Consider the following 26,663-nt stretch of genomic DNA (forward strand, 5'->3'; position numbering starts at 1 on the left):
GGCGTTAGTCAATGAACTGGGCATCGAAATTCGCATCGCTCATTATCCGCCCTACACCTCCAAGTATCCCATTGAGCATCGTTTGTTTCCTCATCTTTCTCGCGTGTGTCAGGGGGTAATTTTTGAGAGTGTTCAGACTGTTAAAGACCTAATGGCAACGGCAACAACTCGCACAGGACTTAAAGTGTTTACCACGATTCTCGATAAAACCTATCAAACAGGTCGAAAAGTGGCTCTTGATTTCAAATCAAACATGAAGATTGTTTTTGATGAATTCTTGCCGCAATGGAATTACACCGCTAAACCAGAATTACAGGTTATTTAATCCACGATCCTAACCTTAAAATTTGTAAGTTTTCAACAATTCACCGTTGATTTAGCCGTGCAGTCTGGTAACTGGTTTGCCGCCTTAGAGTTAGCAGAGGAAGGCAAAAACGCCTGTTTAGGTTGGCTGTTACCTGATTTGCTTGAAGATTCAACTTGCATACCTAATCAACCCAAACTAGCCCAAATCCAACAACTTCTCAATCCCACCACAGCCATAGTTTACTGGCATCTCAGCCCCTACGCCCTCCACACCTTCATCCTCATCGAGAACAAACCACCCGTTGTTCTGCAAACCTCCAGCCAAAACTTACAGCAATTTGAAACCTGGACAAAAACCTGGAACGAAGAATACAGCAAACACCGCAAAGGTAAAGATTCCCTACCAGAAGCACAACCCACTTGGCGAGATCACCTACCCTCAACACTACAAAAACTCAGCGAAATTCTCGACATAGCCGCCATTGTCAACATCATCAATGATCAAGAATCCAACTCCATTCAAAACCTAATTTTAATACCTCACCGCGACTTACACCTATTCCCACTCCATGCAATATTTCCTGATAACTTCACTATCAGCTATTTACCCAGCGCCCAAATAGGGATTAACTTAAAAAAATTCAACCCCAACCCCACCCCAATTCATCAATTACCCATACTCAGCATCGAAAACCCCAATCATGAAGGCTACGGTAGCTTACCATACGCAGAAATAGAATCAGCCGCCATCAATCAACTATTCCCAATTTCTCAACAACTCGACGAAGAGAAAGCCACCAACCAAAATGTTATCAACGCCTTGCAAAATAATTACGGTATTTTGCACTTCACCGGACATGGTTTTTATAACTTCAACAATCCCCTAAAATCTGCTTTAGTATTAAGCGGCAAAGACTTATTAACACTAGAAGAAATTTACAATATTCCCAACTTAAATAAATATCAACTTGTCACCCTTTCCGCTTGTGAAACAGCCATTACCAACCAACAAACCATCACGGCGGAATATGTAGGTTTAGTCAGTGCCTTTCTTGCCCAAGGAGTAAACACCGTCATTAGTACACTATGGACTGTACCCGACATCTCCAGTGGCTTTTTTATGGTTTACTTTTATTGGCAACTAAAAAAAGGGAAACCACCAGCGCTGGCATTAAAAAAATCTCAAAAATGGTTATCTAATTTAACATTTGCCAAACTAGAGAGAATTTATAAATTAATCTTCTCCAAACTACCCAGAGAAGAAGTACCACTACGTCCATTTATTCGCCCATATATTGCAGCCATACCATCAATGTCTATTGCCGAAAAACAGCAAAAACTATATGCAAATCCTTATTATTGGGCAGGTTTTACCATTACAGGCTTTTAACTTAATTTAAAACCAACAAAAAACCCCGACTCCTTAGAGGGTGTTTGAAAACTTTTTCGTGTGGGATATGACACCCGCAGATCCCCCTAAATCCCCCTTAAAAAGGGGGACTTTGAGGAATTTAGCCCCCCTTAAAAAGGGGGGTTGGGGGGATCTCGATTAATTCTGATACTTTTCAAACATCCTCTTAAAGAAATCTGGGTTCTGAAAGATATTTAATTCAGCCTAAATAATCTCCTGTTGCAAAACCCTAACCTGCTCAATAGATAATTCAGTAACTTGAGCAACTTGTTCTAAACTCATACCAATTCCCAACAAATTCAAAGCCACCTTTCTTGCTGTTTCAACCTTACCTTCAACCTTACCTTCAGCTTTACCTTCAGCCTTACCTTCAGCTTTACCTTTGGCTATACCTTTGGCCTCACCTTCTTCAAGAATTTCTTGATAAATCACTGATTCACGCATAATTTTATGATTTAGTCTCCTGTTGCAAAACCCGAACCTGCTCAATAGATAATTCAGTAACTTGAGCAACTTGTTCTAAACTCATCCCAATTCCCAACAAATTTAAAGCCACCTTTCTTGCTGTTTCAGCCTTACCTCTAGCTTCACCTTTAGCTTCACCTCTGGCTTCACCTTTGGCCTCGCCTTCTTCAAGAATTTCTTGATAAATCACTGATTCGCGCATCATCTCACTCCTAAAGATTTTCTTAATTACATTTCTATCTAATACCAACCCTGCTAAAATACTGGTAGCAGCGGCTATATCCCGTTGTTGCTGTTGGTCTTTAATTGCTGCCACAGCTTGTGCTACCTGGCTTAATACTATTGTAGGATCTTTTGTCTGACTTAGCACAGCAAATGGCAATAACCCAGGAACGCTCATAAACCTTTCTGTTGGTTGCTCCCATAGACGGATAACTTCAAAATCATGGTAAGTATTGCTTAACTTAAAACTGTTTTTATGGACTAACTCAGAACCTGTTTTTCGCAAATAAATCACTACTTGTCGCATTTCTTTATGAGGGAATCGCCGATACCCTCTTACCCGGTAATCTAACATCCTAAAGGGTATATGATCTTCAGGGTCTGTTTGAAATTCGATATGTAGCACTAAATTATCCGATTGTAATAATATTAGTGAATCAGCGCGGATTGGTTCATTTGATAATTCTGTAGGGCTAAGTTCTGTTAATTTAATTGGTGAACCTAGTAACCATGTTGCTAAATCGTCTTTAAAATTCTCGGCGAGATATTTACAGATATTGTCGTACATGATATTGAAAAGCCTTCACAATCTATTCAGCTATTTAGGGTAGACATTGAAAAGTTTGATTAATGTTAACCTAAATGATGTCAAATAAAATTAAGCCACCAGTTTTTTGTATCTACCTTCTACCAAATTTACCATGAAAGACAACGATATTATCAATGTATTTGCTTTTTTAACTGCCCTTGGTCAGTTAGATACACCACTGCCTTTTGATATTCAATCTCAAATTAATAATATTGGTAAAGCTATAGAGTTAAATTCTAGCAATATTCGTGGTTTGGATTTAATAGCTGAAAGTTATCCAGATTTAGATCATATTTATCAGCAGGAAGTCTTTAAAATTCGCGGTCTTATCGGTGAACGAAACAAAAGTTTACCACCCGAACCTTTAAGCAATAAACCAACTAATGAATTGACGAATGCAGCAGTTAATGTTTTTAATAGTTATGATTCTGTAGATACTGCTAAAAAAGTTGCCACCTCCAATTTCATAACCAAAGTTCTCGCATTTATTACAGGTAACGCAAATAATGACTGAACAAATTATTTATCCCACTATTAATTTATTTCTCTATGATTTGAAAGATGGTTTAGGAGAAGATGAAACCAAGGTAAATAAAAATTGTGAAAACTTCTGCCGAAAAATATACAATGATCTTGATGAAAAGGAGTTTACGCAAAAAGTAGCACAATTTAATAAATATAAAAATTTTGATTCTGAAGATATAGAACTTCTAGAAACTGGAATTAGAAACTTTCCTAGTCCTTTAGATGGCTATTACTACCCTTTACAAGTTAATGATACTTATTCATTGTTAGTTGATTATTCCGGTAAATTAGATGCTAATGGTAAACCTAATGATGATGTCCAAAATATTGATGATCAACCGTTTTTAAAACTCACAAGAGAAATAAATCAATTGATTGGAGAACAACCGGGAACAATTGGCCAAACTTTGTTATTATGGGGAAAGCTAACCAGCCCTAAAACTGATGTAGAAATAGAAGAAATAGCTCAAAAATGCTATACTCAAGTTGTTAATGATTATAATTGGCGACGAGATTTAATTGGTGAAGGTAATTTAGGTGAAGGTAAACTTTTTGAAGTATGGTATCATCCCCAAAATTTAGAAGTAGAAAGTAAAGATTTTTGGAATAAATTTCGACAATTAAATCAACATATTTTAATTTGGTTATTTCCTGAGCATATTTCACCTGATGAAATGCGAAAACAGGTACAGAAATTATATCAAGATTTTTTAAAACTGTGGCAATATCGTCATAAAATAGTTTGGGCATATTATCAAAGTCGCTATCAAAAACGTATTCTCAAACAAGAATATGTTGATGTTCAACCTTCAATTAAACAAGCTGGTCAGTTAACTCGATTATTGCAAACTAATAATTTAAGGTTGAGTGATTTACAAACAACTTTGACAAACAATTTAATTAATCTCTCCGATTATACCATTGCTTTAAATTTTTTAGAAAATCACAGTCGCACAATTAAGCTAAATTTATATAATTACAAATTAAGATTAGTTGAAATCGCCAAAAAATATCCAGGTAGTGATTTAGAAGTTTTAAAGAGGTTTAGTGAAAGTGAAATTTACGCGCAAAAATATCAACTTCAAGTAGATGCAGATTATGAGAATCTTAGCCCTGGTTTAGTTCTGTTGCAAAATCTTAATAGCACTGTCCAAGGTATTATTGATTTAGAGCAAACGAAAAGCGATCGCACTTTAAATACTACCATAGCGATCGCAGGTGTGGGACTAGCCACCAGTCAAATAGCCTCAGCAGTAATTCTCGCTACACCCAATTCATATAAAGAGAATCTGTCGTTTAGAGTTGAAGTTTTTATTTGGAGTGTAGGTATTGGCATCATCTTTGCCTTCATCATCTCGATCATTATCCGCATCCGCGATCGCCGCTAATTTATCTCACCTAGCTTTTACCTTTTTCACTACTTCCGGATCACTACCAGCCTGTGAATCTGCTCAATCTATTTAAATGCTCAAGCTCTTGCTTGAGCAGCTAATTTAAGCCAACAAACCACTAAACTGAAGTGAAGGCAGGAGAAATTCAATATCCTACCTATTCCCTATTTTCTGTCTTTAGTGAAACAATAAGGAGTATTTAACAATGCTGGCTTATCTTCTGGCGTTGGTAGTCGCTTTTGGCAGTCTCGCCATTTACTTATCAGCCTTCCTTTTTCCAGAAATCCATCGCAAGAATGATTTTATCTGGAGTGGTGTTGGGCTATTCTACGCTTTAGTATTATGGATTTTTGCACCTCAGATTACTGGGGGTTTGTTACTGGGTCATTTAGCTAGTGTGGCATTGTTGGTGTGGTTTGGTTGGCAAACTCTGTCATTACGGCGACAACTTGCTCCCGCAGGACAACAAACTCCTCTCCCCAGCCCTGAGCTAATTAAGGTGAGTTTTCAAGAACAAATGTCAAAGTTTTCTGTGAAAGAGAAATTTGGACAGTTATCAAGCTTCGTTGCTAGTGTGTTTGGTGTTGCTAAAGCGAAAATACAACAGACTGTGAATAAAAAGCCTGTGATTAAAACTGCTGAAGAGATTTTGCAAACAACTACCACTAAAGCAACGCCACCTTCAAAATTAGCAGATGGTTTGGTAACTATTATTTCAGTCAATGAAGCTGAAGCGAAAACGGAAGGTTTGTCACAGGAGACTCTTTCCCAATCACCTGTTTTAGAAATGGTAGAACCAGCACCAACCCCACCCCCAATCATTGAGTCAGGAGAACAACAGGTAATTCCGCCAATAGAAGGGTCAACTGAAACTGTGGTAGAGGTAACTCAGACTGAGGTTGTGATTTCAGAGTCACAGGTAGCCGGGGCAAATGAAACTGTAGTAGAGATAACTCAAACTGAGGTGGTTATTGCCATAGAAGAAACTAGCGAAATGGCAAATTCGCCAGAAATAAGTTCCCCAAATTCAGTGACATCGGAGTTATTAGCCGCAGAAGCAGCCGAAAAAACTGATATAACCGTTGAGGAAGTTAATCCAGTTGGGGAAGCATTGCCAGAACAGACACCTTTAAATAAACCAATTGAGGAGTAATTAAGGGGATTTACGCTGCTGATTCTGATAAATCAAGGGAGTCTGGGCAATTTATGATATTGCTGCCGCTGGATTGAATCCCAGTTGGGATAATAAACGCTCAATATCAAAATGCTCGGACATTAATTGACGAATGCACTCTATTTTAATAGGTTCATGGACGCGGACTTGACCAAAGGTGCGGTCAATTATCTCTACTGTGGTGAGGGTATCGAGATCCACTGATAAAATCGGGATTTCTAACTCTTCGGCACGGTTGAGGATAAAGGCAGGAGGTGGCAGTTGTCCAGTCAGGATCAGGCATTGGGTAGATGTTTCTAGGGCTGCTTGTTGAATTTCAACGCGATCGCCTCCTGTGACTACTGCCATATTCCGACGTTTGCGGAAGTATTTGACAGCGGAGTTGACGTTCATCGCCCCAATGGCTAAACTTTCGACTAATAAATCTAGGCGATCGCTCCGACAGAGAACTTCCGCGTTTAACTGCTTGACTAATTCCCCGACACTCACACTGCGAAGGATATCGCTTTTAGGCAATGTTGCTAGTACCGAAATCCCCTGTTTTTCTAAGAATGGGCGTAAGAGTATGTGAACTAACTCTAATTTTTCTTGAGGGACTTCGTTAATCACCACACCCATTAACCGTTTGCCTAATTGCTGTTTAGCAAACAATAACGCCTCTACAGAAGTTAATGATTGATAACGGCTAATTAGCAGTACAGGAGCATCTAATTTTTCTGCCAGTTCCAGCAAGGATAATCCAAATAAATTTCCTTCTGATAAATTAGCAGGCCCTTCTAAGATTACCAAATTACTCTTTGGTATTTGTGAATACTTCTGTACTAATAACTCTTGATAGTTAGTTGTATCTTCTCCCTGTAAGCGTTTCTGGGCGGTAATTTCATCCAAAGACAATAAGGTGGGAGCAATGCGGTTGTCTGGCAGGTTAAGGTTATGAGTAATGAACTGGACATCTTCTTCAACTACTGTTCCGGCAGATGTCTTGACAAAATTACCCAAAGGTTTGCCATAAGCGATATCCAAACCTTTTTGTTTTAGCTGATGAGACAAACCTAAAACTGTTGCAGATTTGCCACTGTAAGCTTCAACTGATCCAACCAGCAAGTATTTAGCAAGTGTTGGCACGTATGCACTCCTAATTTCAAAAGTTTGTACAACTCAGCTAGGTGTCTACTAATTTTAGTGCAATAGGCGGAAGGTAAATAGCTTTAGCAATCTTAATCAAGTAAATTTTTAAAATTAAATGGGAATAAATCTAGCTGTGGTAGCTATTGTAGCGATTTTAATCAAGATAAAAATATTTGCTTAAATAGGTAGTTTATGCTTGTTAGTATACAAAAGCGATGATATTGAAGATTTAATTTCTTCTCATGTCATTAGATGATCTGGATTTGCTTCGTAATCAGTAATCCAAAGCTTGATAGATACTGTACAATTAATGTAGCTGGCTTAATAAAATATGCGTAACATGAAATCCCTGTAGAGACGCTCCATGTAACGTCTCTACAATCTGGATCTGTCTATTATGATTAAACTATAACTAAAGCAGCACTTTAGTTAAACAAGGCTTTTTCACTTTTTAATAGTTGACAATACTTAGCTGACCAATACTATTAATTTCGGTAATGGAACTATAATTCCAAACATTTTCAAAGACTAATTTTTCGTTACGGCTGGTGTTAGAATCATAGCTAATTTCTGTAACAAATCTTAAGTCGGATCTCGACAAATCAAGATTACCTTGGCGTAGTTGGCTAAATTCGATGACTTCTGGGTTTAAGAAGTATTTTCCAGCTTTTTTGTCAATCAGTCTAGCGCCCCTAGTATTGTAAAATGGTATCCAGCGATTGTTTTGACGAGCATAGATTGTGTAAACTACATTTGCATATCTAGTAACTGGTTTTTCTAGGATATCTAGTTGTAATACTAAGGCTTTTTGATTGGAATTGACTAATCTTCCTATCTTGAATAAGCCATTCCAGTCTTTGACTCTAAAAGCTTTGGATGAATAGCGTTTTTCTTTTCTTTGATTTTCGCGTCTATTATTATTATAATAATCACCCCTGCGAGAGTTGTTATTATAATTATCTGCGGTTGTGGTTGTGTTTGTGCTGACGTTGGTTAGCTGAGTAATACTATTAATTTCGGTAATTGAGCTATAATTCCAAACGTCTTCAAAGACTATTTTTTCGTTACGGCTATTGTTAGAATCATAGTTGATTTCTGTGACAACTCTTAAGTCGGATCTCGATAAGTCAAAATTACCTTGGCGTAGTTGGCTAAATTCGATGATTTCTGGATTTAAGAAGTATTTTCCAGCTTTTTTGTCAATCAATCTAGCACCCCTAGTATTGTAAAATGGTACCCACTGATTGTTTTGACGAGCATAGATTGTGTAAACTACATTTGCATATCTAGTAACTGGTTTTTCTAGGATATCTAGTTGTAATACTAAGGCTTTTTGATTGGAGTTGACTAATCTTCCTATCTTGAATAAGCAATTCCAGTCTTTACTGCGATAGTATTTGGATGAGCGATAATTTTCTTTTCTACCATATCCACTGTTACGATTATTTCTGTAATCACGATCTCTCCGACGATTATTTCTGTAATCATCATCATCGTCGTCATCATCACGATCTCTCCGACGATTATTTTTGTAATCATCATCATCGTCGTCATCATCATCATCACGATCTCTCCGACGATTATTCTGTTTATGATCGTCTTTTTTAGAAATGAGAAGGTTGGATTTTTCTCCACTGGAGAGATTGGTGAATGAGTTGTTTCTCTCTTCTATGTTAACAGTTTTCCCTTGTATATCGAGTATTTCTGTTGTTAAAGAAAAAACCTGAGAGGGAACTGACACAACAGCTAAGAGAGAGAAACTTGTAACTGTTAGAGCATTTTTGCACAAAGAAGTAAACAAATACTTATGTGACATAGTTGTTTTCTGCATTTATTGGTAGATTTTAGGACTTTGCTTATAACAGTATCGGACTGAATATGGTATTTCTAAGTTCCCAACGCTGTCTAATTTTGTATATTTGATTAGTGGTTTCAAGGATTGAAGAGTATATTGCAGCGAGTAACACTTCGATTATTTATGCGATCGCACTATCTGCACTTTACCTTAATTTCCTCATCTCCCGAAAGTAAACTTGCAAATCCCCTTTGATTGAGTAGAAAAAATCTCAGATTTGATATACTAAAAACGGTTGAGATATGGACTTTTGTAAAATCACGAAAACCCCAGATTTGTAGGGGTAAAGCATGAGCTAAACCCCTACCCATAAAATCAAGTAATTAAGCCGTGTTGAGTATAAATCGCATTATAGAATAGAAGCATCGTCAATGGAGCAACCTTGATGACAGTCATAAATTAAAAGAATTTGAGCGAATAATGCCAATTGATAGACCGTAATGGCACGCATAACAAGAACTACCAAACCCATTTTTTGTGCTATATAGGAAATATTAGACAAAGTTTTCTAAAGTTATTCAACGAGTATTTCATGAAAATAATCTTGAAGGAGTAGTTATGGCCGCAAAATACTTTAATCCTTATACAGATTTCGGCTTTAAGAAACTGTTCGGTGAGGAAGGCAGTAAAGATTTACTCATTGATTTTCTCAACCAACTTCTACCCATACATCATCAAATTCAACAATTAACCTTTAAAAATCCAGAAAATCTAGCTGATACCATAGCAGAACGTAGAGCCATATTTGATATTTATTGCGAAAGTAAAACTGGTGATAAGTTTATTGTGGAAATGCAAAAAGCAAAAATCAAGCATTTCAAAGATAGAGCCTTATTCTATTCCACATTCCCCATTCGTGAACAATCAGAAAAAGGCGATTGGAATTTCTTTTTACTACCCGTCTATTTTATCGCCATTTTAGATTTCGAGTATGACGAAAATACAACATCTAAATTTAGGCGCGATGTATGTCTAAAAGATCAAGATGGTGATATTTTCTTTGATAAGTTAAATTTTAAGTTTTTACAAATGCCATTATTTAATAAACAGGAAAATGAATTAATAACGCATTTTGATAAATGGTTGTATTTTTTGAAGAACTTAGAAAGTTTTAACCATATACCCGCAATACTAAATGAACCAATATTTCAGAAAGGGTTTGAAATAGCGGAAATATCTCACTTAAATGTGGAGCAGTATGAACAATACAAGAAGAGTTTAGTGCAGTATTTAGAAGTAAAAAATGTATTTGATACAGCCTTTGAAGAAGGTGAGAAGTCCGGTATTGAGAAGGTTGCCAAAGCATTGAAAGAGCAAAATATAGCTATAGAAATTATTGCAGAATCAACTGGCTTATCATACGAAGCTATTCAAAGAATTTGAACCCAAGACTTGCGATCACTAATCCACTTTTTTGTGCTATATAAGAAATATTAGGTAGAATCTTAAAATAAACTTGAGGGAACAATCATGGCTGCAAAATACTTTAATCCTTATACAGATTTCGGCTTTAAGAAACTGTTCGGTGAGGAAGGCAGTAAAGATTTACTCATTGATTTTCTCAACCAACTTCTACCCATACATCATCAAATTCAACAATTAACCTTTAAAAATCCAGAAAATCTAGCTGATACCATAGCAGAACGTAGAGCCATATTTGATATTTATTGCGAAAGTAAAACTGGTGATAAGTTTATTGTGGAAATGCAAAAAGCAAAAATCAAGCATTTCAAAGATAGAGCCTTATTCTATTCCACATTCCCCATTCGTGAACAATCAGAAAAAGGCGATTGGAATTTCTTTTTACTACCCGTCTATTTTATCGCCATTTTAGATTTCGAGTATGACGAAAATACAACATCTAAATTTAGGCGCGATGTATGTCTAAAAGATCAAGATGGTGATATTTTCTTTGATAAGTTAAATTTTAAGTTTTTACAAATGCCATTATTTAATAAACAGGAAAATGAATTAATAACGCATTTTGATAAATGGCTGTATTTTTTGAAGAATCTGGAAAGTTTTAATCATATACCTGCAATATTAAATGAACCAATATTTCAAAAAGGGTTTGAAATAGCAGAAATATCTCACTTAAATGTGGAGCAGTATGAACAATATAAGAAGAGTTTAGTGCAGTATTTAGAAGTGAAAAATGTATTTGATACAGCCTTTGAGGAAGGTGAGAAAGCTGGTATTGAGAAGGGTATCGAGAAAGGAATTGAGAAAGTTGCTAAAGCTTTGAAAGAGCAAAATATAGCTATAGAAATTATTGCAGAATCAACTGGTTTATCATACGAAGCTATTCAAAGAATTTGAGCGAATAATGCCAATTGATAGACTTTGCGATCGCATTACCGACTTTAACCCCATAATAGGCGATTCCTACGGAGCGCTTCGCTATCGCTCTCAGCTTTGAGTTAATTATCATCTTTGTTATAATTTTATCAACCTTTGCTGTACGGTAAATTATGTCTTTGCAACTCAAAATTAACTATCCAGAAACTTTACCTGATGCTGTTGGTAAAACTAGAGAACAGTTTGAACAAGAAGCAAAATGGGCAATGGCAGTTAAACTATATGAAATGAAACGTCTTTCTTCTGGTATGGCTGCGGCATTACTGGGAGTAGAGAGAGTAACTTTTATTCTCAAATTAAATGATTATGGAGTGCCATTAATTGATTTAAGTGCAGAGGAATTATTATCAGATATAGAAAATGCCTAACACCAGTGAAATTGTTATTAATATTGATTCTTTAATCTCTAATTGAAGTTTTAATTTTCTCCCATATCATTACATCATTTGGATTTGCTTCGTAATCAGTAATCCGACGATCAAGTTCTCGTTTTTGCGCTGTTGTTAAATCGGGATAAGCCTGTTCTGCTGCGATACTTTCTAAAATATCTTGTACAATCCGAATTCTATCTGCAATACTCAGGGCTTTGATTTCATTTAAAGTTACACTGATGTCCATGTTAAGTTACCTCAATAGGAAGATAAGGCATTCATCTATTTTCTAGGATAAGCGATCGCTCTCAGCTTTGAGTTAATTTGAAGGTGCGATCGCATTCTGTCTATTAACAACTAGGTTGGCAGATTTAATTAATGTGGTTTAATTGAGACCATGATCGAATTTGCTCTTTAAAATTACGCCACTCGTCATAGATTTCTTTAAATACTGGGTCTTGTTTGGCGTAGAGGTTTAACAATGCCTCGGTTTCTTTTTGTGCAGCTTTTAGAATTTCACTACTAAACTGTACTAATTCAACACCGTTGTTAGGCAGTTCTTTCAATGCCTGACTATTCTTATGCTCGTATTCAACTAATGTATTCATATAAACTTCATGACAAGCAGCCTTAAAAATTTCTTGATAGTGGGGAGGTAATTTTCTCCAAACATCCAGATTAACTTGGACATCAAATGTAGTGCTTGGCTCCCACCAACCGGGGTAGTAATAGAACTTTGCTACGTTATGTAGCCCTAACTGCATATCATCATAAGGTCCAGTCCACTCTACAGCAGAAAATAGTCCTTGTTCAAGTTTTTTTATAGATTCATCTACTGAAATTGCTTGATTCAAAGAACCATGAGGTATCATACCTAATTTTTGCAAAACTTCTGCTCCTAGCCCTGGAATACGCATGACTTTTCCTTGAAGATCATTTATGGAATTGACCTTTTCTGTAAACCACCCTCCCATTTGTCCTCCTGTTGTTCCTGCTGGAAAAGGAATTATATTTAAATCCAATTTATCTTTGTAAATTGATTGTATATAAGTCAATTCATCATTAGAACTCTTTTTGTAATTGAGCCAAGCAATCTGTTCTTGAATATTTAATCCAAAAGGAATTGCACAACCAAAAAAGAGGGATCTATATTTTGGGGTACTGTAGTAAATTCCACCATAGCCACACTGTATGTCACCTGCACTAACTTTTCTTAGTATTTCCTCTGTCTCTCCAGTTCTCTCTAGCGTAATCTCAAAGCGACCACCCGTCATTTTTTTGACCAAAGTACAGACTTTTTCTGGAGCGTCATAAAGGATAGTATTTTTAACGCTATCGCTTAAGAATGTCTGCATTTTCCACGAAACAACCGGAAATAGATCAGTTGCAGTGTTATTAGATGTAGAACGATACTTACCAACTAACCAACCAGCAGTTAATCCTGCCAGTGTACCAGCAGCAGTAGATGTAAAAATTCTGCGATTTACGGAATTTATCGGCTTTTCCCGCTTGTATGGTTGAGTTGAAAGTGTAACTGCAAGTCCTCTAAATTTGCCAGCAGCAGTCTCTATAAATTGGATATCTCCTTGGTCGTTTGGGTCAGGTAGATTGTTTATAGTTGCTTTTAGCAAAGCAGCTAGTTCATTTGCTCTGTCTTGACCTATTTCTAAACCAATAGTATTTGGCAAATCCAAAGCATAGACTCCAAGTTCTCCCCATTTGTCATGAGGCACTTTACCTTGTCGGAGTTCGTCTGCACTATGCTGGAGACATTCTTCAATCTTGTGGAAGTAATCTACAATACGCTGACGCTTTGCACCTCTAGCCTGTTTTAAACTATCGCTGACTTCAAACAACTTGGTTACAACTTCGACTAATTCCCCTAACATCCTTGACTCCTGGTATGTGATTCTCTATGAAGTTAGGCTAGGTAGCCATGCCTCTAATTTAATAATATAAGTTTAAAATGCTACAATATCATAGCCTATAAACAAATTAAGCTAAAATAAAAGAAATAGTAAGATCCTCGCTAGTATATGGTTACATCAACACAACCAACAACTCAAACCTTATACGATCAAGATTATTACCTGTGGCTGAGAACAACCATTAACCAACTTCGCACAGGACAATTTTCTGCTGTTGATTTAGAGAATTTATTAGAAGAATTAGAAACTATAAGTAGAAGTCAAAAACGCACAATTACAAATTTATTAATTAAGCTGTTTGTCCATTTACTAAAACTCAAATACTGGGATAAAGAACGAGAACGTAATCAAGGACATTGGAAAGGTGAAATTAGAACATTTCGTATACAAATAAAAGATGAACTTAAAGATAGTCCTAGTTTAAAACCTTACATTTTAGAAATATTTGATGAATGTTATCAAAATGCGAGAAAAGAAGCATCTGATCGCTCACAACTTCCTCTTGATATATTTCCCGTTATCCCCATTGGTTCATTAGAACAAATTTTAGATGATTGGTTGCCGATACAAAAAAATGAAGGATAAAAAATTCATCCTTCACCCTGCAAAATTTATGGTTTTTATTTCCTTATTTCTCAACACCTGTATGGACAGTTTTCACCCATTTGAGGCGTTTTGGTCGGAAAGACATTCGAGCCGTTGTGCTACTCATAACTACTAACCAATGCAACATATATAAACTGCCGCGCAGGGTTTGTAAAAGTAACATTAAATAGGTAGATGGTTTAAATTGTTGATCGGAACGAACGTGCTTTAAACCAGCAAACATTCCTACAACTGACATTCCCAAAGATAAGCCAGTGACAGGACCTAATACGGGGGGACGATGACGAGCGATCGCCATTAATATATCTGGTATTGCTGCTGTCGGTAAAATATACATTGTCACCATAAAGATCAACAAATCCCAAGTTTTCTTAGTCCCCATCCGGTTTTCCAGAATAAGATCCCAGTAGTCTAAATAACGTTGATAACCACCTTCTGCCCAACGGTTACGTTGATGCCAAAGGGCTGTAGCATTGGTGACACCTTCCTCTTCGACGGGAGGATAAAAAACGCATTCAATATCCCATTTATCCAGATGTAAACGGATAGTTAAATCCAGATCATCGGTGATAGTTTCCTCATTCCAACCACCGCAACTAGCCAAAGCTTGACGACGGACAAATTGACCATTCCCTCGGAGTTCACCAATGCCACCAATAGCAGTGCGCTGTTGTTGAAACCAAATATCCAACAACATTTCCGCCATTTGTCCCTTAGTCCAAAAATTCTCCTTAGCATTGGCGATCGCTTTTCGCATTTGTACCGCCCCTACCCGATCTTTTTGAAACAACGGAACTATTTGTAATAGCAAATCCGGTGTCACTTGGGCATCAGCATCAAATACAGCAATAATCTCTCCCTTTGTCAGCGGTAATACTTGATTTAATGCCCCCGATTTGCCCCCACTAGCGTCAGGATCACGCCTAAATACATTAAGTTTTTGATATTCCTGCTTGAGTTGGGCTAATAATTGCGGTGTACTGTCCGTACTATTATCATCAATAATCCAGACTTCATATTGACCATTACCGTATTCCAAATTACACAAATTTTTGACTAATCTGGCAATTACCGCTTCCTCATTTTTAGCAGCCACCAACACAGAAATAAAAGGCAAATCTCCCTCTATCTCCTGAGAATGGTGGCGGGATTTTGCAAAAATAATCCCCAAAGCGTGAATCCCTAGCATTGTTGTTAGTCCCAGGACAAATATCGAACCCCAGGAAACTAAATGCAGGGTAATAGTGCCACTCCAGACTATAGTTAAAACTAGAGCAGCTTTGCCTCTACGGCCTTTAAATCGGCTTGGTGGTAGAGACACGGAATCTGTCCTTACTTCTGATTCCTCATCTACTGATAGGTCAGTGAAGATAGAGTCAAGGGGATCAGAGTTTCCGTTATAAGCATCATTTTCAGGACAGGAATTCGCTGGCATAGGTTACATAATTCAAAAACATCTATGCTATGTAGCTTTTATTTACAGAATAATACTGTAACAGATTCCTGGCTACCTAATTAAAACTTGCGGAAAAGTTTTTTGCTCAGGAATAGGAATCATCCCAATTTTATATGAAGCTGCACAGAATCATCCAATCTATCAATTCATCCGCGTTTATCTGCGTTTATCTGCGGTCAAATATTCTAAAAATCTGATTTTATACAACTTCAAAACCCCATTTAAAATCTAATTTCTGCTCTCAATACAGTTGTATCACTTGTAGTTATAACTTGGAAACCGAGGTTTTCACATACTCGCTGCATCCCTGAATTGTCAGCTAAAATATCAGCATAGATACAACCAATTTTTTCATTTTTCCCAACCTCTAATAATCTGCGAAGTAGTTCTGTCCCTAAACCTTGATGCTGGAATTTATCACTTACTAGCATCGCAAATTCCGCCGCATTATTTTCATGTAATTTACTCAATCTTCCTACTGCTAATATTTCCCTATTTTCTGTTTCAGGATTTTGGTATTCTGCCACTAAAGCCATTTCTCGATCATAATCAATAAAGCATATTCGCGTTAGTCGTTCATGGGTAATGCGTTGACTTAATTTAATTAGGTGAAAATAGCGAAAATAAACACTTTCTTCTGATAGAGTTTTGTGAAATTCTACCATTAACGGTTCGTCTTCTGGACGAATAGGACGAATCGTAACTGGTGTACCATTTTCCAATTTCCAACTACTAACATATTGACTAGGATAGGGACGAATTGCCAATTTTGGTAATTGACTTTCCTCAATATCAGCAGAATGTAAAACTATCCTGGCATCTAAAGCAATTAATCCTCCAGGATGTATAGGAGTAGGAGGAATAGCTAACAATGGATTAATATCAATTTCTTTAATCCCAGGTTGTTCCACAACTAATTGACTAAATTCTACCATTAATTGTTCAAGAGCAGCAATATCAATACTTTTCCGGCCTCTGACTCCTTGCAAAGCTTTGTAAATTTTGGTTTGTTCCATCATCCGTCGTGCTAGGGTAGTATTGAGAGGAGGAAGGGCGATCGCACTATCTTGAAAAACTTCTACCAATTGTCCTCCCGCACCAAATAATAATACTGGTCCAAATTGGGGATCTAAACTACTACCAATAATCAATTCATAACCATCAGTTTTGATCATTTTCTGTACCATAACACCAAGAAAGTCTTCAGCTTTGGCTTTCTCTTTTACCGATGTTTCAATATTTTGAAAAGCAAGTTTTACCGATTCCGCATTTTGCAAATTTAACTGCACACCACCCACATCAGTTTTATGGGTAATTGTTTGAGAATAAAGTTTTAAAACCACCGGATAACCCAAATTTTCCGCACATTCAACCGCTTTATCCACAGTTTCCGCAATGCAACCAGCAACCACAGGAATACCGTAAGCTGCTAAAATTTCCTTAGATTCAAATTCCGTGAGAATTGTTCTTCCTGCTGTTCTTGCAGTTTGAATAATATTTTCAACTATGGCACAATTACGAGTATTCACATCACAAATTAATGTTGGTAAAACCGGAGTTTCATAAATACCGCGCAGGTTATAACTCGACTTCCACATATAACTAAATATCCGCGCTGCTGTATCAGGATAAGCATAAGTGGGAATCCCTTGATTGTTAAGAATTTGTTCTCCCTCAGCTATATCTGCACCACCCATCCAACTTGCTAAAATCGGTTTATTTGACATTTGTGAGTAAGGTTTTAATTCTTCAGCAATTTTAGTAGGATCTGTCATTGATTGGGGTGTTAAAATCACTAACAAACCATCACTATTGGGATCTTTCGCCGCAATTTCTAAAGCTTTTGTATAACGTTGTGGATCAGCATCTCCTAAAATATCAATCGGATTATTATGACTCCATTGCGGTGGTAAAATTTCATTCAAAGAAGTCATTATTTCTGGAGAAATTGCTGCTAATTCTCCCCCACTTTCAATTAATGTATCTGTTGCTAATACTCCTGGTCCACCAGCATTAGTTAAAATTGTTAACCGGGGACCCTTGGGACGGGGTTGTTTTGCTAATACTTCTGACATATCAAATAAATCAGAAATACTATTTACTCGTAATACCCCACAACGGCGAAAAGCTGCATCTAAAACAGCATCACTTCCTGCTAATGATCCTGTATGAGAAGCGGCTGCTTTAGCTGCGGCTGGTGTCCGACCAGCTTTAATCACAATTATCGGTTTTGTTAAAGCAACTTCTCGCGCTGCTGATAGGAAAGAACGCGCGTTCCCAATGGATTCCATATAAATTACAATACTTTTAGTCTGGGGGTCATCACCAAGATAATAAATTAAATCACCCCAACTTATATCTAACATTGAACCAATAGAAATAAAGGCACTAAACCCTACATTTTCTTGAAAACTCCAGTCTAAAATTGCTGTACATAAAGCCCCACTTTGGCTAATAAACCCAACATTTCCTGGACGCGCTATTTTACTAGCAAAGGTAGCATTTAAACCAGAAATTGGGTTCATTACTCCTAAACAATTAGGACCAATAATTCTAATTTTTCCTCTTTGTGCTTGTTGGATAATTTCTCGTTCTAAAGCGATACCTTTTTCTCCAGCTTCTTTAAAACCAGCGGAAATAATTATTGCTCCTTTAACACCGATATCCACACAATCAGATATAATTTTAGGAACGGTTGCTGCTGGTGTGGCAATTACCACTAAATCTATTTTTTCGGGAACATCAAAAATAGTTGAATAGGCTTTAATTCCTAATACGCTATGACGGTGAGGATTAATTGGAAAAACTGTCCCTCCAAAGGGATTAGTGATTAAGTTCCAAAGTAAAGTTCGTCCTACACTTCCGGGTTTTTCAGTAGCACCGATTACGGCTACAGTTTTGGGAATAAATATCCCATCTAGGGGATTGACGATATCATCAACTTGATTGCTAATTCTTTGGTTAGATGTTTCCATACTTACTCCTATTAATTTGTGATTATTTTGGATTTTGCTGCATTAAGGTATGAATTTGTTTCACGCAGAGTCGCAGAGAGGAAGAGAAATAGAATTTTTTATCCTTTACTAATAATGTTGATGATTTTTGTTAACGCTATACCAATTCCTTGTTCTGCTATTGGGGAAAGACAATCTCCTAATTCAAAGTTAACCCCTGGTACTGTTATTAAGCAAGCTGGTGGACTATAACCATAGAGAGATTTTGTTAAAGCTAAAAGATATGTAGGCTTAATGCTATGTCCTATGATCATAGTAGATTCAGTAGGCAGTATAGATTCTACTTGCACATTTTGCAATTCTGAATTCAGACTAGCATCTACAAAAATTGCTAGATTGACATTTGCCAAATTTGCTGCTAATTCTGGAGTAAGTTGGTGAACTGCTAAAGATTGGACATTAGATAGATGCCAAAGATTAACTATATTTGCTACCTTATAACCAATACCATCATCACTACATAATTCATTGCCATAACCAATCACTATTGTAGTTTTCATCATTGTTATTCCTCTTCTTAATTCATCCGTCTTTATCTGCGTTTATCTGCGTTTAACTATTCTAGGAATTTTGTTTCATCCAGTTTCCTCTTAATTTTGTATAGGAGACTAAGAGTAAAATTTGACTACATGATCAGAAAACATAAACGTTCTCAAAACAAATTTATATGAACAGGACATTTATTTTCTTACTTATTCGTTATATTATGAATTTGGATAGTTTTCATAAAACCATTAAACTTTTTAGATAAATTGTGAGGCTGTTTTATGCCTGAAGTTAATTTTCAACAGCCAATTAATAGTGCTGCGAGGATTGTCGAAGAATATGCAATGGGAAAAAGAAACTTTGAAAAAGCAGAACTAGGTGATGCTAATTTACAAAGTTTGGATTTAAAAGGCTCTAATTTCAGCTATGCTGATTTGAGTAAAGCCAACCTTAGCGGTGCAAATTTGCGAGGATGTGATTTGAGTTTTGCTGATTTAAGTGATGCTAATTTACAAAATGCAGATTTACGCGGAGCAATGTTATTTTCCGCAAACTTACGTCAAGCTAATTTAGAAGGGACGCATTTAGAAAAAGCAGATTATGATCAGAATACCCGTTTTCCCACTAATTTTAACCCTATTTAAGTAGGTGTGAAAATGGGTAGATAACCAGTATAGATACTGACGCGGCTATATCGGCCGCTTATTATTTATACTGAGATTATTTAAAATAATCACACAACCCCCACTATATCACTTGACAATAAAAATAGCACATTTTATCAATTTTTGCAAATTTTAATTTTATAACTTAATTTTTTCCTGGAAATACTTTAGTTAAATCTAAGATTAATTCAGGGAAAGATGACAAATTATATCATATAAATACAAATCCAAGATCCCTGACTGCTTTAAGAAGTTGGGGATCTAAACTAGATACTTAATTACGATAAATTTGATTAACTATAGTTCCATTTGTGTCCACTAATTCTATTAGTAAAGGCATTTGTCCCATTGCATGAGTTGAACAACTTAAACAAGGATCAAAAGCCCGAATTCCAGCTTCCACACGGTTTAACATTCCTTGTTTTATTTCACTACCTTGAACAAAATGACGGGCAATTTGGGCAACTGTACGATTCATTGCTAAGTTATTTTGACCAGTAGCAATAATCAAATTCACCTTTAACATTAAACCATTTTCATCAACTTGATAATGATGAAATAATGTTCCTCTTGGTGCTTCACTTGCACCCACAGCTTCTAAGCAATTAATCCCAGCTTCTGCACGGATACGAGTTGAGAGAATATCAGGATCATCAAGGATAATTTCTATGTGTTCAATTGATGCCAAAATTTCAATTAACCGGGCATAATGATAGAAAAATGATGATTTAACAGTGCCGTTTCCATGAGAGCGGAATTCTTTTAATTCTGCGTCTGCTAAAGGTGTACCAATGTGACTACAAATATTTAATCTAGCTAATGGTCCAACTCGATACATTCCACTATCTAAACGACAATGATCACTACTATCAGGATAACCCAAAGGACGATAGTAGGGAGATTTTAAATAAGAATCAGCTTGAACGGCTTCACCGAGAAATTCATGATAGTTACTGGGGTCAAGTTTATCAGCAACAATGTTTCCTGCACTATCAACAAATCGGAGATGCCCATCATAGGTTTCCCATAAACCTTCGGGACTGACTAAACCCATGAATAAACTAGGAAAATTACCAAAGGTTTGAGCTTCTTTTTCATAATCTTTTAATAAACCTTTAAATAACTCTATAGCATTAATTACAGTGGCTTTGGCTTCAGGAATTCGTTGTTGAATGTGAGTGCGATTTTCTTCAGCTAAAGGGTCGCTGACTCCACCGGGAACAGACCAGGAAGGATGGACTTTTTTACCTCCTAATAATTCAATGATTTCTTGTCCAAATTGCCGTAAACGAATCCCACCTCTAGCTAATTCTGGTTCAGCAGCAATTAATCCAAATACGTTACGTTTTTCGGGATCACTATCCATGCCTAATAATAGGTCTGGTGCGCTAAGGTGAAAGAAGCTGAGGGCATGGGATTGGACAATTTGACCCAAATTCATTAAACGGCGTAATTGAGACGCTGTTTTGGGAATTGTAACAGCTAGTATTTTGTCGCCTGTTTTTGCTGATGCTAATAAATGACTGACTGGACAAATACCGCAAATTCTCGCCGTAATTCCCGGCATTTCTGGAAACGGACGACCAACACAAAATTTCTCAAAACCGCGAAATTCGGTAACATGAAATCTAGCATCATTTACTTGACCTTCATCATCTAAATAGATACTAATTTTTGCGTGTCCTTCAATGCGAGTAACTGGATCAATAACAATGGTTTTCATAAATAAATAATAGATGATTGGGAATAATAGAAAATTGTAGGTTGAGTTGATGCAAGGAAACCTAACAAAAACTTTGATAATGTTGGGTTTCACTTCGTTCTACCCAACCTACGTATATGTCACCTGAAATTACGAATCATACATCCTAGCTTCTGCGGCTTCTGGGTACTCATCACAGTATTCTTCAAAAGCTGTTTTTAGAGGTTTTTTGGCGCGTTGATGGGCTATTTCGGCTTGAATTTCTTCTACTACATCCCAAGCTGCGGCAGATTCAGGGGAATTAGTACCTTTGTCAGCAGAAACAAGACGAGCTTTTTTGATTTCATTTTGTAATTCTTCTTCTAAGAAAAATGAGCGGGGTTTTTCTAAACAACTACTTCGAGCTAAGATGTCAGTAAGTGAGATTATTCCTAATAATTCACCACTAATTACAGGCGCACGACGAAGATGATGATTAGCAAATAATCTGGCTACATATTCTAAACCTAATTCTGGATTAACAACAATACAAGGTTTAGTCATAATTTCATAAACACGGACTTCATTGGGATCTTTTCCGTAGGCTATTACTTTATAAACAATATCGCTTTCTGTAATCATGCCATAAGCATCTTGTTCATGACGACGATCTACAATTAATGCTCTCCAATCTCTAGATTTCATTAAATCAACGGCTTCTTTTATTGTGGCTGAACTGCGAATCATGGCCACATCTTTAGTCATTACATCTGCTGCTGTTAACATAATTTACCTCGAAAAAATAGGAGTCGGGAGTCAGGAGTCAGGAGTCAGGATAAAGAAAGAAGATATTTATTTGGTTATAATTACTAATTAACCAAATTTAATCATGTTTCGTCCATCCATAGCGGGTCTTTCTCCTCTTAATAAAGGTTCAAGTGCAGCCTTAATTCGGGGGGCTGAAGGGGGACACCCTGGTAAATAAATATCAACATCTACTACCTTATGTACAGGAACAACTCTATCTAATAAAGGGGGAACAATACCTGGTGAATGGGGAATTTGTTGATTAATATCGGCTTCTTGGACATAAGCTAATTGTAAAGCGGGTTCAGCACCACCGGCAAGATTTAGTAAGGCGGTAACATTACCGGTGACAGCACAATCTCCAAAGGAAATTATTGTTTTAGTCCGTTTTCTAATTTTGTGAATTAATTCTAAATGTTCTTCATTAGCTATAGCCCCTTCAACTAATACGATATCTACGCCTTCGGGATATTCTTTAATATCAGCTAAGGGACTATAAACTATATCTACTTGTGCGGCTAAATAGATTAACCATTCATCCAAATCGAGAAAGGACATATGACAACCAGAACACCCACCTAACCACACTGTTGCTAATTTGATTGTAGTCATTTTTTTACCTTTTCAGTTTTCAGTTGAAATTAATGATTGCCATTCTTTGACAACATGAATAGGAACTGTGATATTAATAAAGTTTTTGCCGGGAAGGGGTATAGATAAAGTTAAAGATTCTGGAGGTAATTGAGGTAAGATTTCTGTCAAATTATATTGACCAATAGTTGGTGCTGGGGCTTCCTTTAAAAATATATCATTAGCATTCCAAAGTTTACCTGTATTGGTAGTAATTCTTAATGGTTGGGGGTGAATTAATTCCGCAGAACCAGGAAAGCCAACTAGACGAAGGTTGATATTAGATGGTTGGTCTGAATACACTTGTTTAAATAATACAATTTGCCAGACTTTTCCTGATTGATCATCTAATTTTACTTGTGAGCGATAAATAACTTCTTCTGGTGGTTTTCCTATTTGAGTAACAGCAGCAATTACTTTTTCAGATGATAGATTTGCTAAACCAAGGAATATCAATGTTGTCAATATTCCCACGAATAGAATTCGCTTAAATATTTGTTGAATATGTCGTAACATGAGATTTCATTTTAAATTATGCTAATGACCAATGACTAAAGATTCCATTGCTTTTTATTTCTTGCAGTTACTAAAAATTCGATTTTACCCCGATCATGTTTCATTTCCCCGACACTTGAACCTTTATCAAATAACGCTCCTGTGGGACAGGCATTCACACATTTACCGCAGGAAGTACAGGTTTGGGAAGTTCCCCAAGGTTGATTTAAATCAGTAATTACGTGAGATTTTGATCCTCGTCCTGCCATATCCCAAGTATGTGCGCCTTCAATTTCATCACAGACACGAACACAGCGAGTGCAAAGCACACAACGATTATGATCTATGCCAAAAAGATGATGGGAAGTATCAACAGGACGTTGAGGATTTTGATATTCTAAGCGCAGATGATCCATGCCCATTTCTATGGCTAAATCTTGTAATTCACAGTTACCATTAGCAACACAAACGGCACAAATATGATTACCTTCGGCAAATAACATTTCGATAATTGTGCGTCGGTATTTTTGTAAGCGATCGCTATTTGTATTCACCTCCATTCCTTCTGTAACTTTAGTCACGCAAGCAGGTTGTAATTTATTACTTCCCGCAATTTCTACCAAACATAAACGACAAGCACCAATATCACCCACACCTTCTAAATGGCATAATGTGGGAATATGAATACTAGCTTCCTGCGCTGCTTCGAGTAAGGTTTCATCCTCACGAGCGCTAATCAATTCCCCATTGATTGTTAAGGTTTTGACAGTCATAGTAATTTGGTAATGGGTAATGGGTAATTGGTAATTGGTAATTGGTAATTGGTAATTGCTAAAGAACTCTTGCAACTGACAACTGACTAATGACAACTGACTAATTCCAAATATTCATCTCGAAAATATCGCAAAGTGCTAAAAACTGGATTTGGTGCAGACTGTCCTAAACCACATAAACTGGTGTGTTTTACCATGTCGCAAAGTTCCTCCAATAAATCTAAATCCGCGAGTGAACCTTTTCCTTGACTAATCTTTGTTAATAAACCATGTAATTGCACAGTTCCCACACGACAAGGAATGCACTTACCGCAAGATTCATCCATGCAAAATTCCATGAAAAAACGAGCGACATCTACCATATTTGTAGTTTGATCCATGACAATCATCCCACCCGAACCCATCATCGAACCCAAGGCGGTTAAGGATTCATAATCCACAGGTGTAGCAAAAGCTGACGCAGGAATACATCCCCCTGAAGGTCCGCCAGTTTGTACTGCTTTAGCTATACCATTGTCGGGAACACCTCCGCCCATTTCCTCGACAATTTCTTGTAAACTTGTTCCCATTGGGACTTCAATTAAACCCGTGTTGCGGATGTTTCCCGCTAATGCAAACACCTTTGTGCCTTTGCTTTTGCCAATGCCGATATTAGCAAACCAATCAGCACCTTTACGAATAATCGGGGCGATATTGGCAAAGGTTTCCACGTTGTTAATTAACGTTGGATAGCCCCATAAACCCGATTCAGCCGGGTATGGTGGACGGGGATGGGGGACACCACGTTTACCTTCAATGGAAGCCATTAACGCCGTTTCCTCACCGCAGACATAAGCGCCCGCACCAATGCGGATTTCGACTTTAAAATCAAAGGGTGAGTCAAAGATTTGTGAACCTAAAAGTCCTAAGCGTTGGGCTTGACGAATGGCAGTTTCTAGACGTTTAATAGCAATAGGATATTCTGCCCTAACATAAATATAGCCTTGATTTGCGCCAATGGAATAGGCAGCGATCGCCATCCCTTCCAAAACTCGATGGGGGTCACTTTCTAATACACTCCTATCCATGAATGCACCGGGATCACCTTCATCAGCATTGCAAATTACAAACTTCTTCTCACCGAGGGATTTAGCCACAGTTCCCCATTTTAACCCAGTGGGATAACCAGCACCACCGCGTCCCCTTAAACCGCTTTTAGTAATAGTTTCCACTACCTGACTGGGTTTCATTTCCCGCAACACTTGGTAAAGGGACTGATAACCATCAGCCGCAATGTAAGCTTGAATTCGTTCGGGGTCAATTTTACCACTGTTTTCTAGCACAATTGGTAATTGACGGCTAAAAAATGGCTGACTTAAATCACCTTGTTGTAAATTTGTTTCTTCTCCATTTACCCCCGCAATAATTTCTGCGGCATTTTCTGGGGTGACTTTTTCATACAATTTTGATGAGGTGGGATTCTCCTTGTTTTCCACCTGTACCAATGGTCCCTGACAACATAGACGCATACAGCCTACACCAGCAACTTGCACAGTATCTTCTAAACCCGCAGCTTTCACAGATGTTTCGAGATTGTCTTTCACAGCTTGAGAATCAGAAGAGAGACAACCCGCAGCAGTACAACAGCGAATTTGTACAGATTTTCGTTGAGAAATTTCCTTTTGGGCAATTTCTAATAATTCACTTAGTTCCATTTTGCCCCCATTCTCCTACTTTTTCGCAAACTGATTCCGGGGTTTGATTACCTAAAATAGCGCCATCAAACACTACCGCAGGGGCAATTCCACAAGCCCCCAAACATCTAGCTGTCATCAAAGAAATTTGACCATTGGCGGTAGTTTCTCCTGCGTGAATTTGCGTAAACTCTTCCACATTTGTTAAGATTGCCGTTGAGCCTTTAACATAACAAGCTGTACCCGTACAAACTACACAGTTATGAACTCCTTTCGGTGCTAGGGAAAACAAATGATAGAAAGTAGCCACCCCATAAACCCGACTAGGTGGTAACTTCAGACTATGGGAAATGTACAGCAATAAATCCAGTTCTAAATAACCAAATAGCTCAGAAGCCCGATGTAGAATTTCAATAAGTGCATCTTGTTGGTATTGATGACGCTTAATAGTTGCATCTAAAATCTTTAACCGCTTATCTCCACTGGGATGAGTTGAAGAAGGTGGAACTGATGTTTTCATATTTTTTTCACAGACCAACTTTATTTAAGGCTGCACAGAATCATAAAATCCATTAATTCATCCGTCTTTATCTGCGTTCATCTGCGTTTATCTGCGGTTAATAATTCTGAAAATCTGATTCTATGCAGCTTCAT

Annotated in this window: 25 protein-coding genes and 1 pseudogene; 10 read left to right on the top strand and 16 right to left on the bottom strand. The window is 37.2% G+C overall.

All coding sequences use genetic code 11. The annotated features are described in order from the left end of the window. Positions 1–325, top strand: a pseudogene (locus FJR05_RS24670) (ISAzo13 family transposase); the annotation flags it as partial. A gap of 57 nt (positions 326–382) precedes the next feature. Continuing rightward, positions 383–1,696, top strand: coding sequence for a CHAT domain-containing protein (locus FJR05_RS24675; protein WP_168646544.1), 1,314 nt, complete (start codon positions 383–385; stop codon positions 1,694–1,696). Between the two features lie 225 nt (positions 1,697–1,921). Here FJR05_RS24675 and FJR05_RS24680 read toward each other — a convergent pair whose 3' ends face one another. After that, positions 1,922–2,161: an Rpn family recombination-promoting nuclease/putative transposase gene (locus FJR05_RS24680; RefSeq protein WP_168646545.1), complete on the bottom strand. Its 240-nt coding sequence runs from the start codon at positions 2,159–2,161 to the stop codon at positions 1,922–1,924. Between the two features lie 4 nt (positions 2,162–2,165). Further along, on the bottom strand, positions 2,166–2,972 hold the full coding sequence (locus FJR05_RS24685; protein ID WP_168646546.1) for an Rpn family recombination-promoting nuclease/putative transposase: 807 nt from the start codon (positions 2,970–2,972) through the stop codon (positions 2,166–2,168). 133 nt (positions 2,973–3,105) lie between these two features. Here FJR05_RS24685 and FJR05_RS24690 point away from each other — a divergent pair, with 133 nt between their 5' ends. The 3 genes from FJR05_RS24690 (at position 3,106) to FJR05_RS28090 (ending at position 6,062) form a co-directional block, all read left to right on the top strand. Beyond that, positions 3,106–3,507, top strand: a complete 402-nt coding sequence (locus FJR05_RS24690) for a hypothetical protein (RefSeq protein ID WP_168646547.1) — start codon at positions 3,106–3,108, stop codon at positions 3,505–3,507. Continuing rightward, on the top strand, positions 3,500–4,906 hold the full coding sequence (locus tag FJR05_RS24695; RefSeq protein WP_168646548.1) for a hypothetical protein: 1,407 nt from the start codon (positions 3,500–3,502) through the stop codon (positions 4,904–4,906). Before FJR05_RS24690 ends, FJR05_RS24695 begins: the two co-directional genes overlap by 8 nt. Positions 4,907–5,114: 208 nt before the next feature. Beyond that, positions 5,115–6,062, top strand: a complete 948-nt coding sequence (locus FJR05_RS28090; protein ID WP_168646549.1) for a Ycf66 family protein — start codon at positions 5,115–5,117, stop codon at positions 6,060–6,062. A gap of 51 nt (positions 6,063–6,113) precedes the next feature. On the opposite strand, the gene FJR05_RS24705 is transcribed toward FJR05_RS28090, so the two are convergent. After that, positions 6,114–7,208 carry a phosphotransacetylase family protein gene (locus tag FJR05_RS24705; protein ID WP_168646550.1) on the bottom strand — a complete coding sequence of 365 codons (1,095 nt, stop codon included), beginning with the start codon at positions 7,206–7,208 and terminating at the stop codon, positions 6,114–6,116. Between the two features lie 454 nt (positions 7,209–7,662). Then, entirely contained in the window at positions 7,663–9,027 is a 1,365-nt protein-coding gene (locus tag FJR05_RS24710; protein ID WP_217385691.1) for a hypothetical protein, read from the bottom strand. A 597-nt stretch (positions 9,028–9,624) separates the two neighbouring features. Here FJR05_RS24710 and FJR05_RS24715 point away from each other — a divergent pair. The 3 genes from FJR05_RS24715 to FJR05_RS24725 all read left to right on the top strand — a co-directional run bounded on the left by FJR05_RS24715 (position 9,625) and on the right by FJR05_RS24725 (position 11,792). Next, positions 9,625–10,449: an Rpn family recombination-promoting nuclease/putative transposase gene (locus FJR05_RS24715; RefSeq protein ID WP_168646552.1), complete on the top strand. Its 825-nt coding sequence runs from the start codon at positions 9,625–9,627 to the stop codon at positions 10,447–10,449. Positions 10,450–10,536: 87 nt separating this feature from the next. Continuing rightward, complete coding sequence (locus FJR05_RS24720) at positions 10,537–11,385, top strand: Rpn family recombination-promoting nuclease/putative transposase (protein ID WP_168646553.1); 849 nt, start codon at positions 10,537–10,539, stop codon at positions 11,383–11,385. 152 nt (positions 11,386–11,537) lie between these two features. After that, the gene (locus tag FJR05_RS24725; RefSeq protein WP_027404542.1) at positions 11,538–11,792 is read left to right on the top strand and encodes a UPF0175 family protein; all 255 of its coding nucleotides are present in this window, start codon (positions 11,538–11,540) and stop codon (positions 11,790–11,792) included. Between the two features lie 31 nt (positions 11,793–11,823). Here FJR05_RS24725 and FJR05_RS24730 read toward each other — a convergent pair whose 3' ends face one another. Further along, a complete protein-coding gene (locus FJR05_RS24730) occupies positions 11,824–12,042 on the bottom strand; it encodes an addiction module protein (protein ID WP_168646554.1) in 219 nt (72 codons plus the stop codon). 124 nt (positions 12,043–12,166) lie between these two features. Then, positions 12,167–13,684 (bottom strand): TRAP transporter substrate-binding protein, encoded by a 1,518-nt coding sequence (locus FJR05_RS24735; protein WP_168646555.1) that lies wholly within the window; start codon positions 13,682–13,684, stop codon positions 12,167–12,169. A gap of 147 nt (positions 13,685–13,831) precedes the next feature. On the opposite strand from FJR05_RS24735, the gene FJR05_RS24740 reads away from it, so the two are divergent. Continuing rightward, positions 13,832–14,308 carry a DUF29 domain-containing protein gene (locus FJR05_RS24740; protein ID WP_168646556.1) on the top strand — a complete coding sequence of 159 codons (477 nt, stop codon included), beginning with the start codon at positions 13,832–13,834 and terminating at the stop codon, positions 14,306–14,308. 43 nt (positions 14,309–14,351) lie between these two features. On the opposite strand, the gene FJR05_RS24745 is transcribed toward FJR05_RS24740, so the two are convergent. From FJR05_RS24745 to FJR05_RS24755, 3 genes are all read right to left on the bottom strand, one after another. Beyond that, positions 14,352–15,764: a glycosyltransferase family 2 protein gene (locus FJR05_RS24745; RefSeq protein WP_168646557.1), complete on the bottom strand. Its 1,413-nt coding sequence runs from the start codon at positions 15,762–15,764 to the stop codon at positions 14,352–14,354. Between the two features lie 242 nt (positions 15,765–16,006). Beyond that, the gene (locus FJR05_RS24750) at positions 16,007–18,760 is read right to left on the bottom strand and encodes a bifunctional acetate--CoA ligase family protein/GNAT family N-acetyltransferase (RefSeq protein WP_168646558.1); all 2,754 of its coding nucleotides are present in this window, start codon (positions 18,758–18,760) and stop codon (positions 16,007–16,009) included. A 98-nt stretch (positions 18,761–18,858) separates the two neighbouring features. Continuing rightward, complete coding sequence (locus tag FJR05_RS24755) at positions 18,859–19,302, bottom strand: hydrogenase maturation protease (protein ID WP_168646559.1); 444 nt, start codon at positions 19,300–19,302, stop codon at positions 18,859–18,861. 264 nt (positions 19,303–19,566) lie between these two features. Here FJR05_RS24755 and FJR05_RS24760 point away from each other — a divergent pair, with 264 nt between their 5' ends. Further along, entirely contained in the window at positions 19,567–19,929 is a 363-nt protein-coding gene (locus FJR05_RS24760) for a pentapeptide repeat-containing protein (protein WP_168646560.1), read from the top strand. 295 nt (positions 19,930–20,224) lie between these two features. Here FJR05_RS24760 and FJR05_RS24765 read toward each other — a convergent pair whose 3' ends face one another. From FJR05_RS24765 to hoxE, 7 genes are all read right to left on the bottom strand, one after another. Next, positions 20,225–21,673, bottom strand: a complete 1,449-nt coding sequence (locus FJR05_RS24765) for a Ni/Fe hydrogenase subunit alpha (RefSeq protein WP_168646561.1) — start codon at positions 21,671–21,673, stop codon at positions 20,225–20,227. Positions 21,674–21,802: 129 nt separating this feature from the next. Continuing rightward, positions 21,803–22,417 carry a CP12 domain-containing protein gene (locus FJR05_RS24770; protein ID WP_168646562.1) on the bottom strand — a complete coding sequence of 205 codons (615 nt, stop codon included), beginning with the start codon at positions 22,415–22,417 and terminating at the stop codon, positions 21,803–21,805. Between the two features lie 87 nt (positions 22,418–22,504). After that, positions 22,505–23,050, bottom strand: a complete 546-nt coding sequence (locus FJR05_RS24775; protein ID WP_168646563.1) for an oxidoreductase — start codon at positions 23,048–23,050, stop codon at positions 22,505–22,507. Between the two features lie 12 nt (positions 23,051–23,062). After that, positions 23,063–23,584 (bottom strand): DUF3122 domain-containing protein, encoded by a 522-nt coding sequence (locus FJR05_RS24780; RefSeq protein ID WP_168646564.1) that lies wholly within the window; start codon positions 23,582–23,584, stop codon positions 23,063–23,065. A 35-nt stretch (positions 23,585–23,619) separates the two neighbouring features. Then, the gene (gene hoxU, locus FJR05_RS24785) at positions 23,620–24,336 is read right to left on the bottom strand and encodes a bidirectional hydrogenase complex protein HoxU (protein WP_168646585.1); all 717 of its coding nucleotides are present in this window, start codon (positions 24,334–24,336) and stop codon (positions 23,620–23,622) included. An 86-nt stretch (positions 24,337–24,422) separates the two neighbouring features. Continuing rightward, a complete protein-coding gene (locus FJR05_RS24790) occupies positions 24,423–26,030 on the bottom strand; it encodes a NuoF family protein (RefSeq protein WP_168646565.1) in 1,608 nt (535 codons plus the stop codon). Then, on the bottom strand, positions 26,017–26,529 hold the full coding sequence (hoxE, locus tag FJR05_RS24795) for a bidirectional hydrogenase complex protein HoxE (protein ID WP_168646566.1): 513 nt from the start codon (positions 26,527–26,529) through the stop codon (positions 26,017–26,019). Before hoxE ends, FJR05_RS24790 begins: the two co-directional genes overlap by 14 nt. Positions 26,530–26,663 lie beyond the last annotated feature (134 nt).

It is taken from the genome of Dolichospermum sp. UHCC 0259 (assembly GCF_009711935.1).
Classification (GTDB): Bacteria; Cyanobacteriota; Cyanobacteriia; order Cyanobacteriales; family Nostocaceae; genus Dolichospermum.

Coding starts and splice junctions, on each gene's coding strand:
- FJR05_RS24735 (WP_168646555.1), bottom strand. CDS start 13,684: ATGTTAGGGGAATTAGTCGAAGTTGTAACCAAGTTGTTTGAAGTCAGC.
- FJR05_RS24690 (WP_168646547.1), top strand. CDS start 3,106: ATGAAAGACAACGATATTATCAATGTATTTGCTTTTTTAACTGCCCTT.
- FJR05_RS24770 (WP_168646562.1), bottom strand. CDS start 22,417: ATGTTAACAGCAGCAGATGTAATGACTAAAGATGTGGCCATGATTCGC.
- FJR05_RS24730 (WP_168646554.1), bottom strand. CDS start 12,042: ATGGACATCAGTGTAACTTTAAATGAAATCAAAGCCCTGAGTATTGCA.
- FJR05_RS24775 (WP_168646563.1), bottom strand. CDS start 23,050: ATGACTACAATCAAATTAGCAACAGTGTGGTTAGGTGGGTGTTCTGGT.
- FJR05_RS24745 (WP_168646557.1), bottom strand. CDS start 15,764: ATGCCAGCGAATTCCTGTCCTGAAAATGATGCTTATAACGGAAACTCT.
- FJR05_RS24755 (WP_168646559.1), bottom strand. CDS start 19,302: ATGATGAAAACTACAATAGTGATTGGTTATGGCAATGAATTATGTAGT.
- FJR05_RS24715 (WP_168646552.1), top strand. CDS start 9,625: ATGGCCGCAAAATACTTTAATCCTTATACAGATTTCGGCTTTAAGAAA.
- FJR05_RS28090 (WP_168646549.1), top strand. CDS start 5,115: ATGCTGGCTTATCTTCTGGCGTTGGTAGTCGCTTTTGGCAGTCTCGCC.
- FJR05_RS24695 (WP_168646548.1), top strand. CDS start 3,500: ATGACTGAACAAATTATTTATCCCACTATTAATTTATTTCTCTATGAT.
- FJR05_RS24720 (WP_168646553.1), top strand. CDS start 10,537: ATGGCTGCAAAATACTTTAATCCTTATACAGATTTCGGCTTTAAGAAA.
- FJR05_RS24750 (WP_168646558.1), bottom strand. CDS start 18,760: ATGGAAACATCTAACCAAAGAATTAGCAATCAAGTTGATGATATCGTC.
- hoxU (WP_168646585.1), bottom strand. CDS start 24,336: ATGACTGTCAAAACCTTAACAATCAATGGGGAATTGATTAGCGCTCGT.
- hoxE (WP_168646566.1), bottom strand. CDS start 26,529: ATGAAAACATCAGTTCCACCTTCTTCAACTCATCCCAGTGGAGATAAG.
- FJR05_RS24790 (WP_168646565.1), bottom strand. CDS start 26,030: ATGGAACTAAGTGAATTATTAGAAATTGCCCAAAAGGAAATTTCTCAA.
- FJR05_RS24780 (WP_168646564.1), bottom strand. CDS start 23,584: ATGTTACGACATATTCAACAAATATTTAAGCGAATTCTATTCGTGGGA.
- FJR05_RS24710 (WP_217385691.1), bottom strand. CDS start 9,027: ATGTCACATAAGTATTTGTTTACTTCTTTGTGCAAAAATGCTCTAACA.
- FJR05_RS24680 (WP_168646545.1), bottom strand. CDS start 2,161: ATGCGTGAATCAGTGATTTATCAAGAAATTCTTGAAGAAGGTGAGGCC.
- FJR05_RS24765 (WP_168646561.1), bottom strand. CDS start 21,673: ATGAAAACCATTGTTATTGATCCAGTTACTCGCATTGAAGGACACGCA.
- FJR05_RS24725 (WP_027404542.1), top strand. CDS start 11,538: ATGTCTTTGCAACTCAAAATTAACTATCCAGAAACTTTACCTGATGCT.
- FJR05_RS24740 (WP_168646556.1), top strand. CDS start 13,832: ATGGTTACATCAACACAACCAACAACTCAAACCTTATACGATCAAGAT.
- FJR05_RS24685 (WP_168646546.1), bottom strand. CDS start 2,972: ATGTACGACAATATCTGTAAATATCTCGCCGAGAATTTTAAAGACGAT.
- FJR05_RS24760 (WP_168646560.1), top strand. CDS start 19,567: ATGCCTGAAGTTAATTTTCAACAGCCAATTAATAGTGCTGCGAGGATT.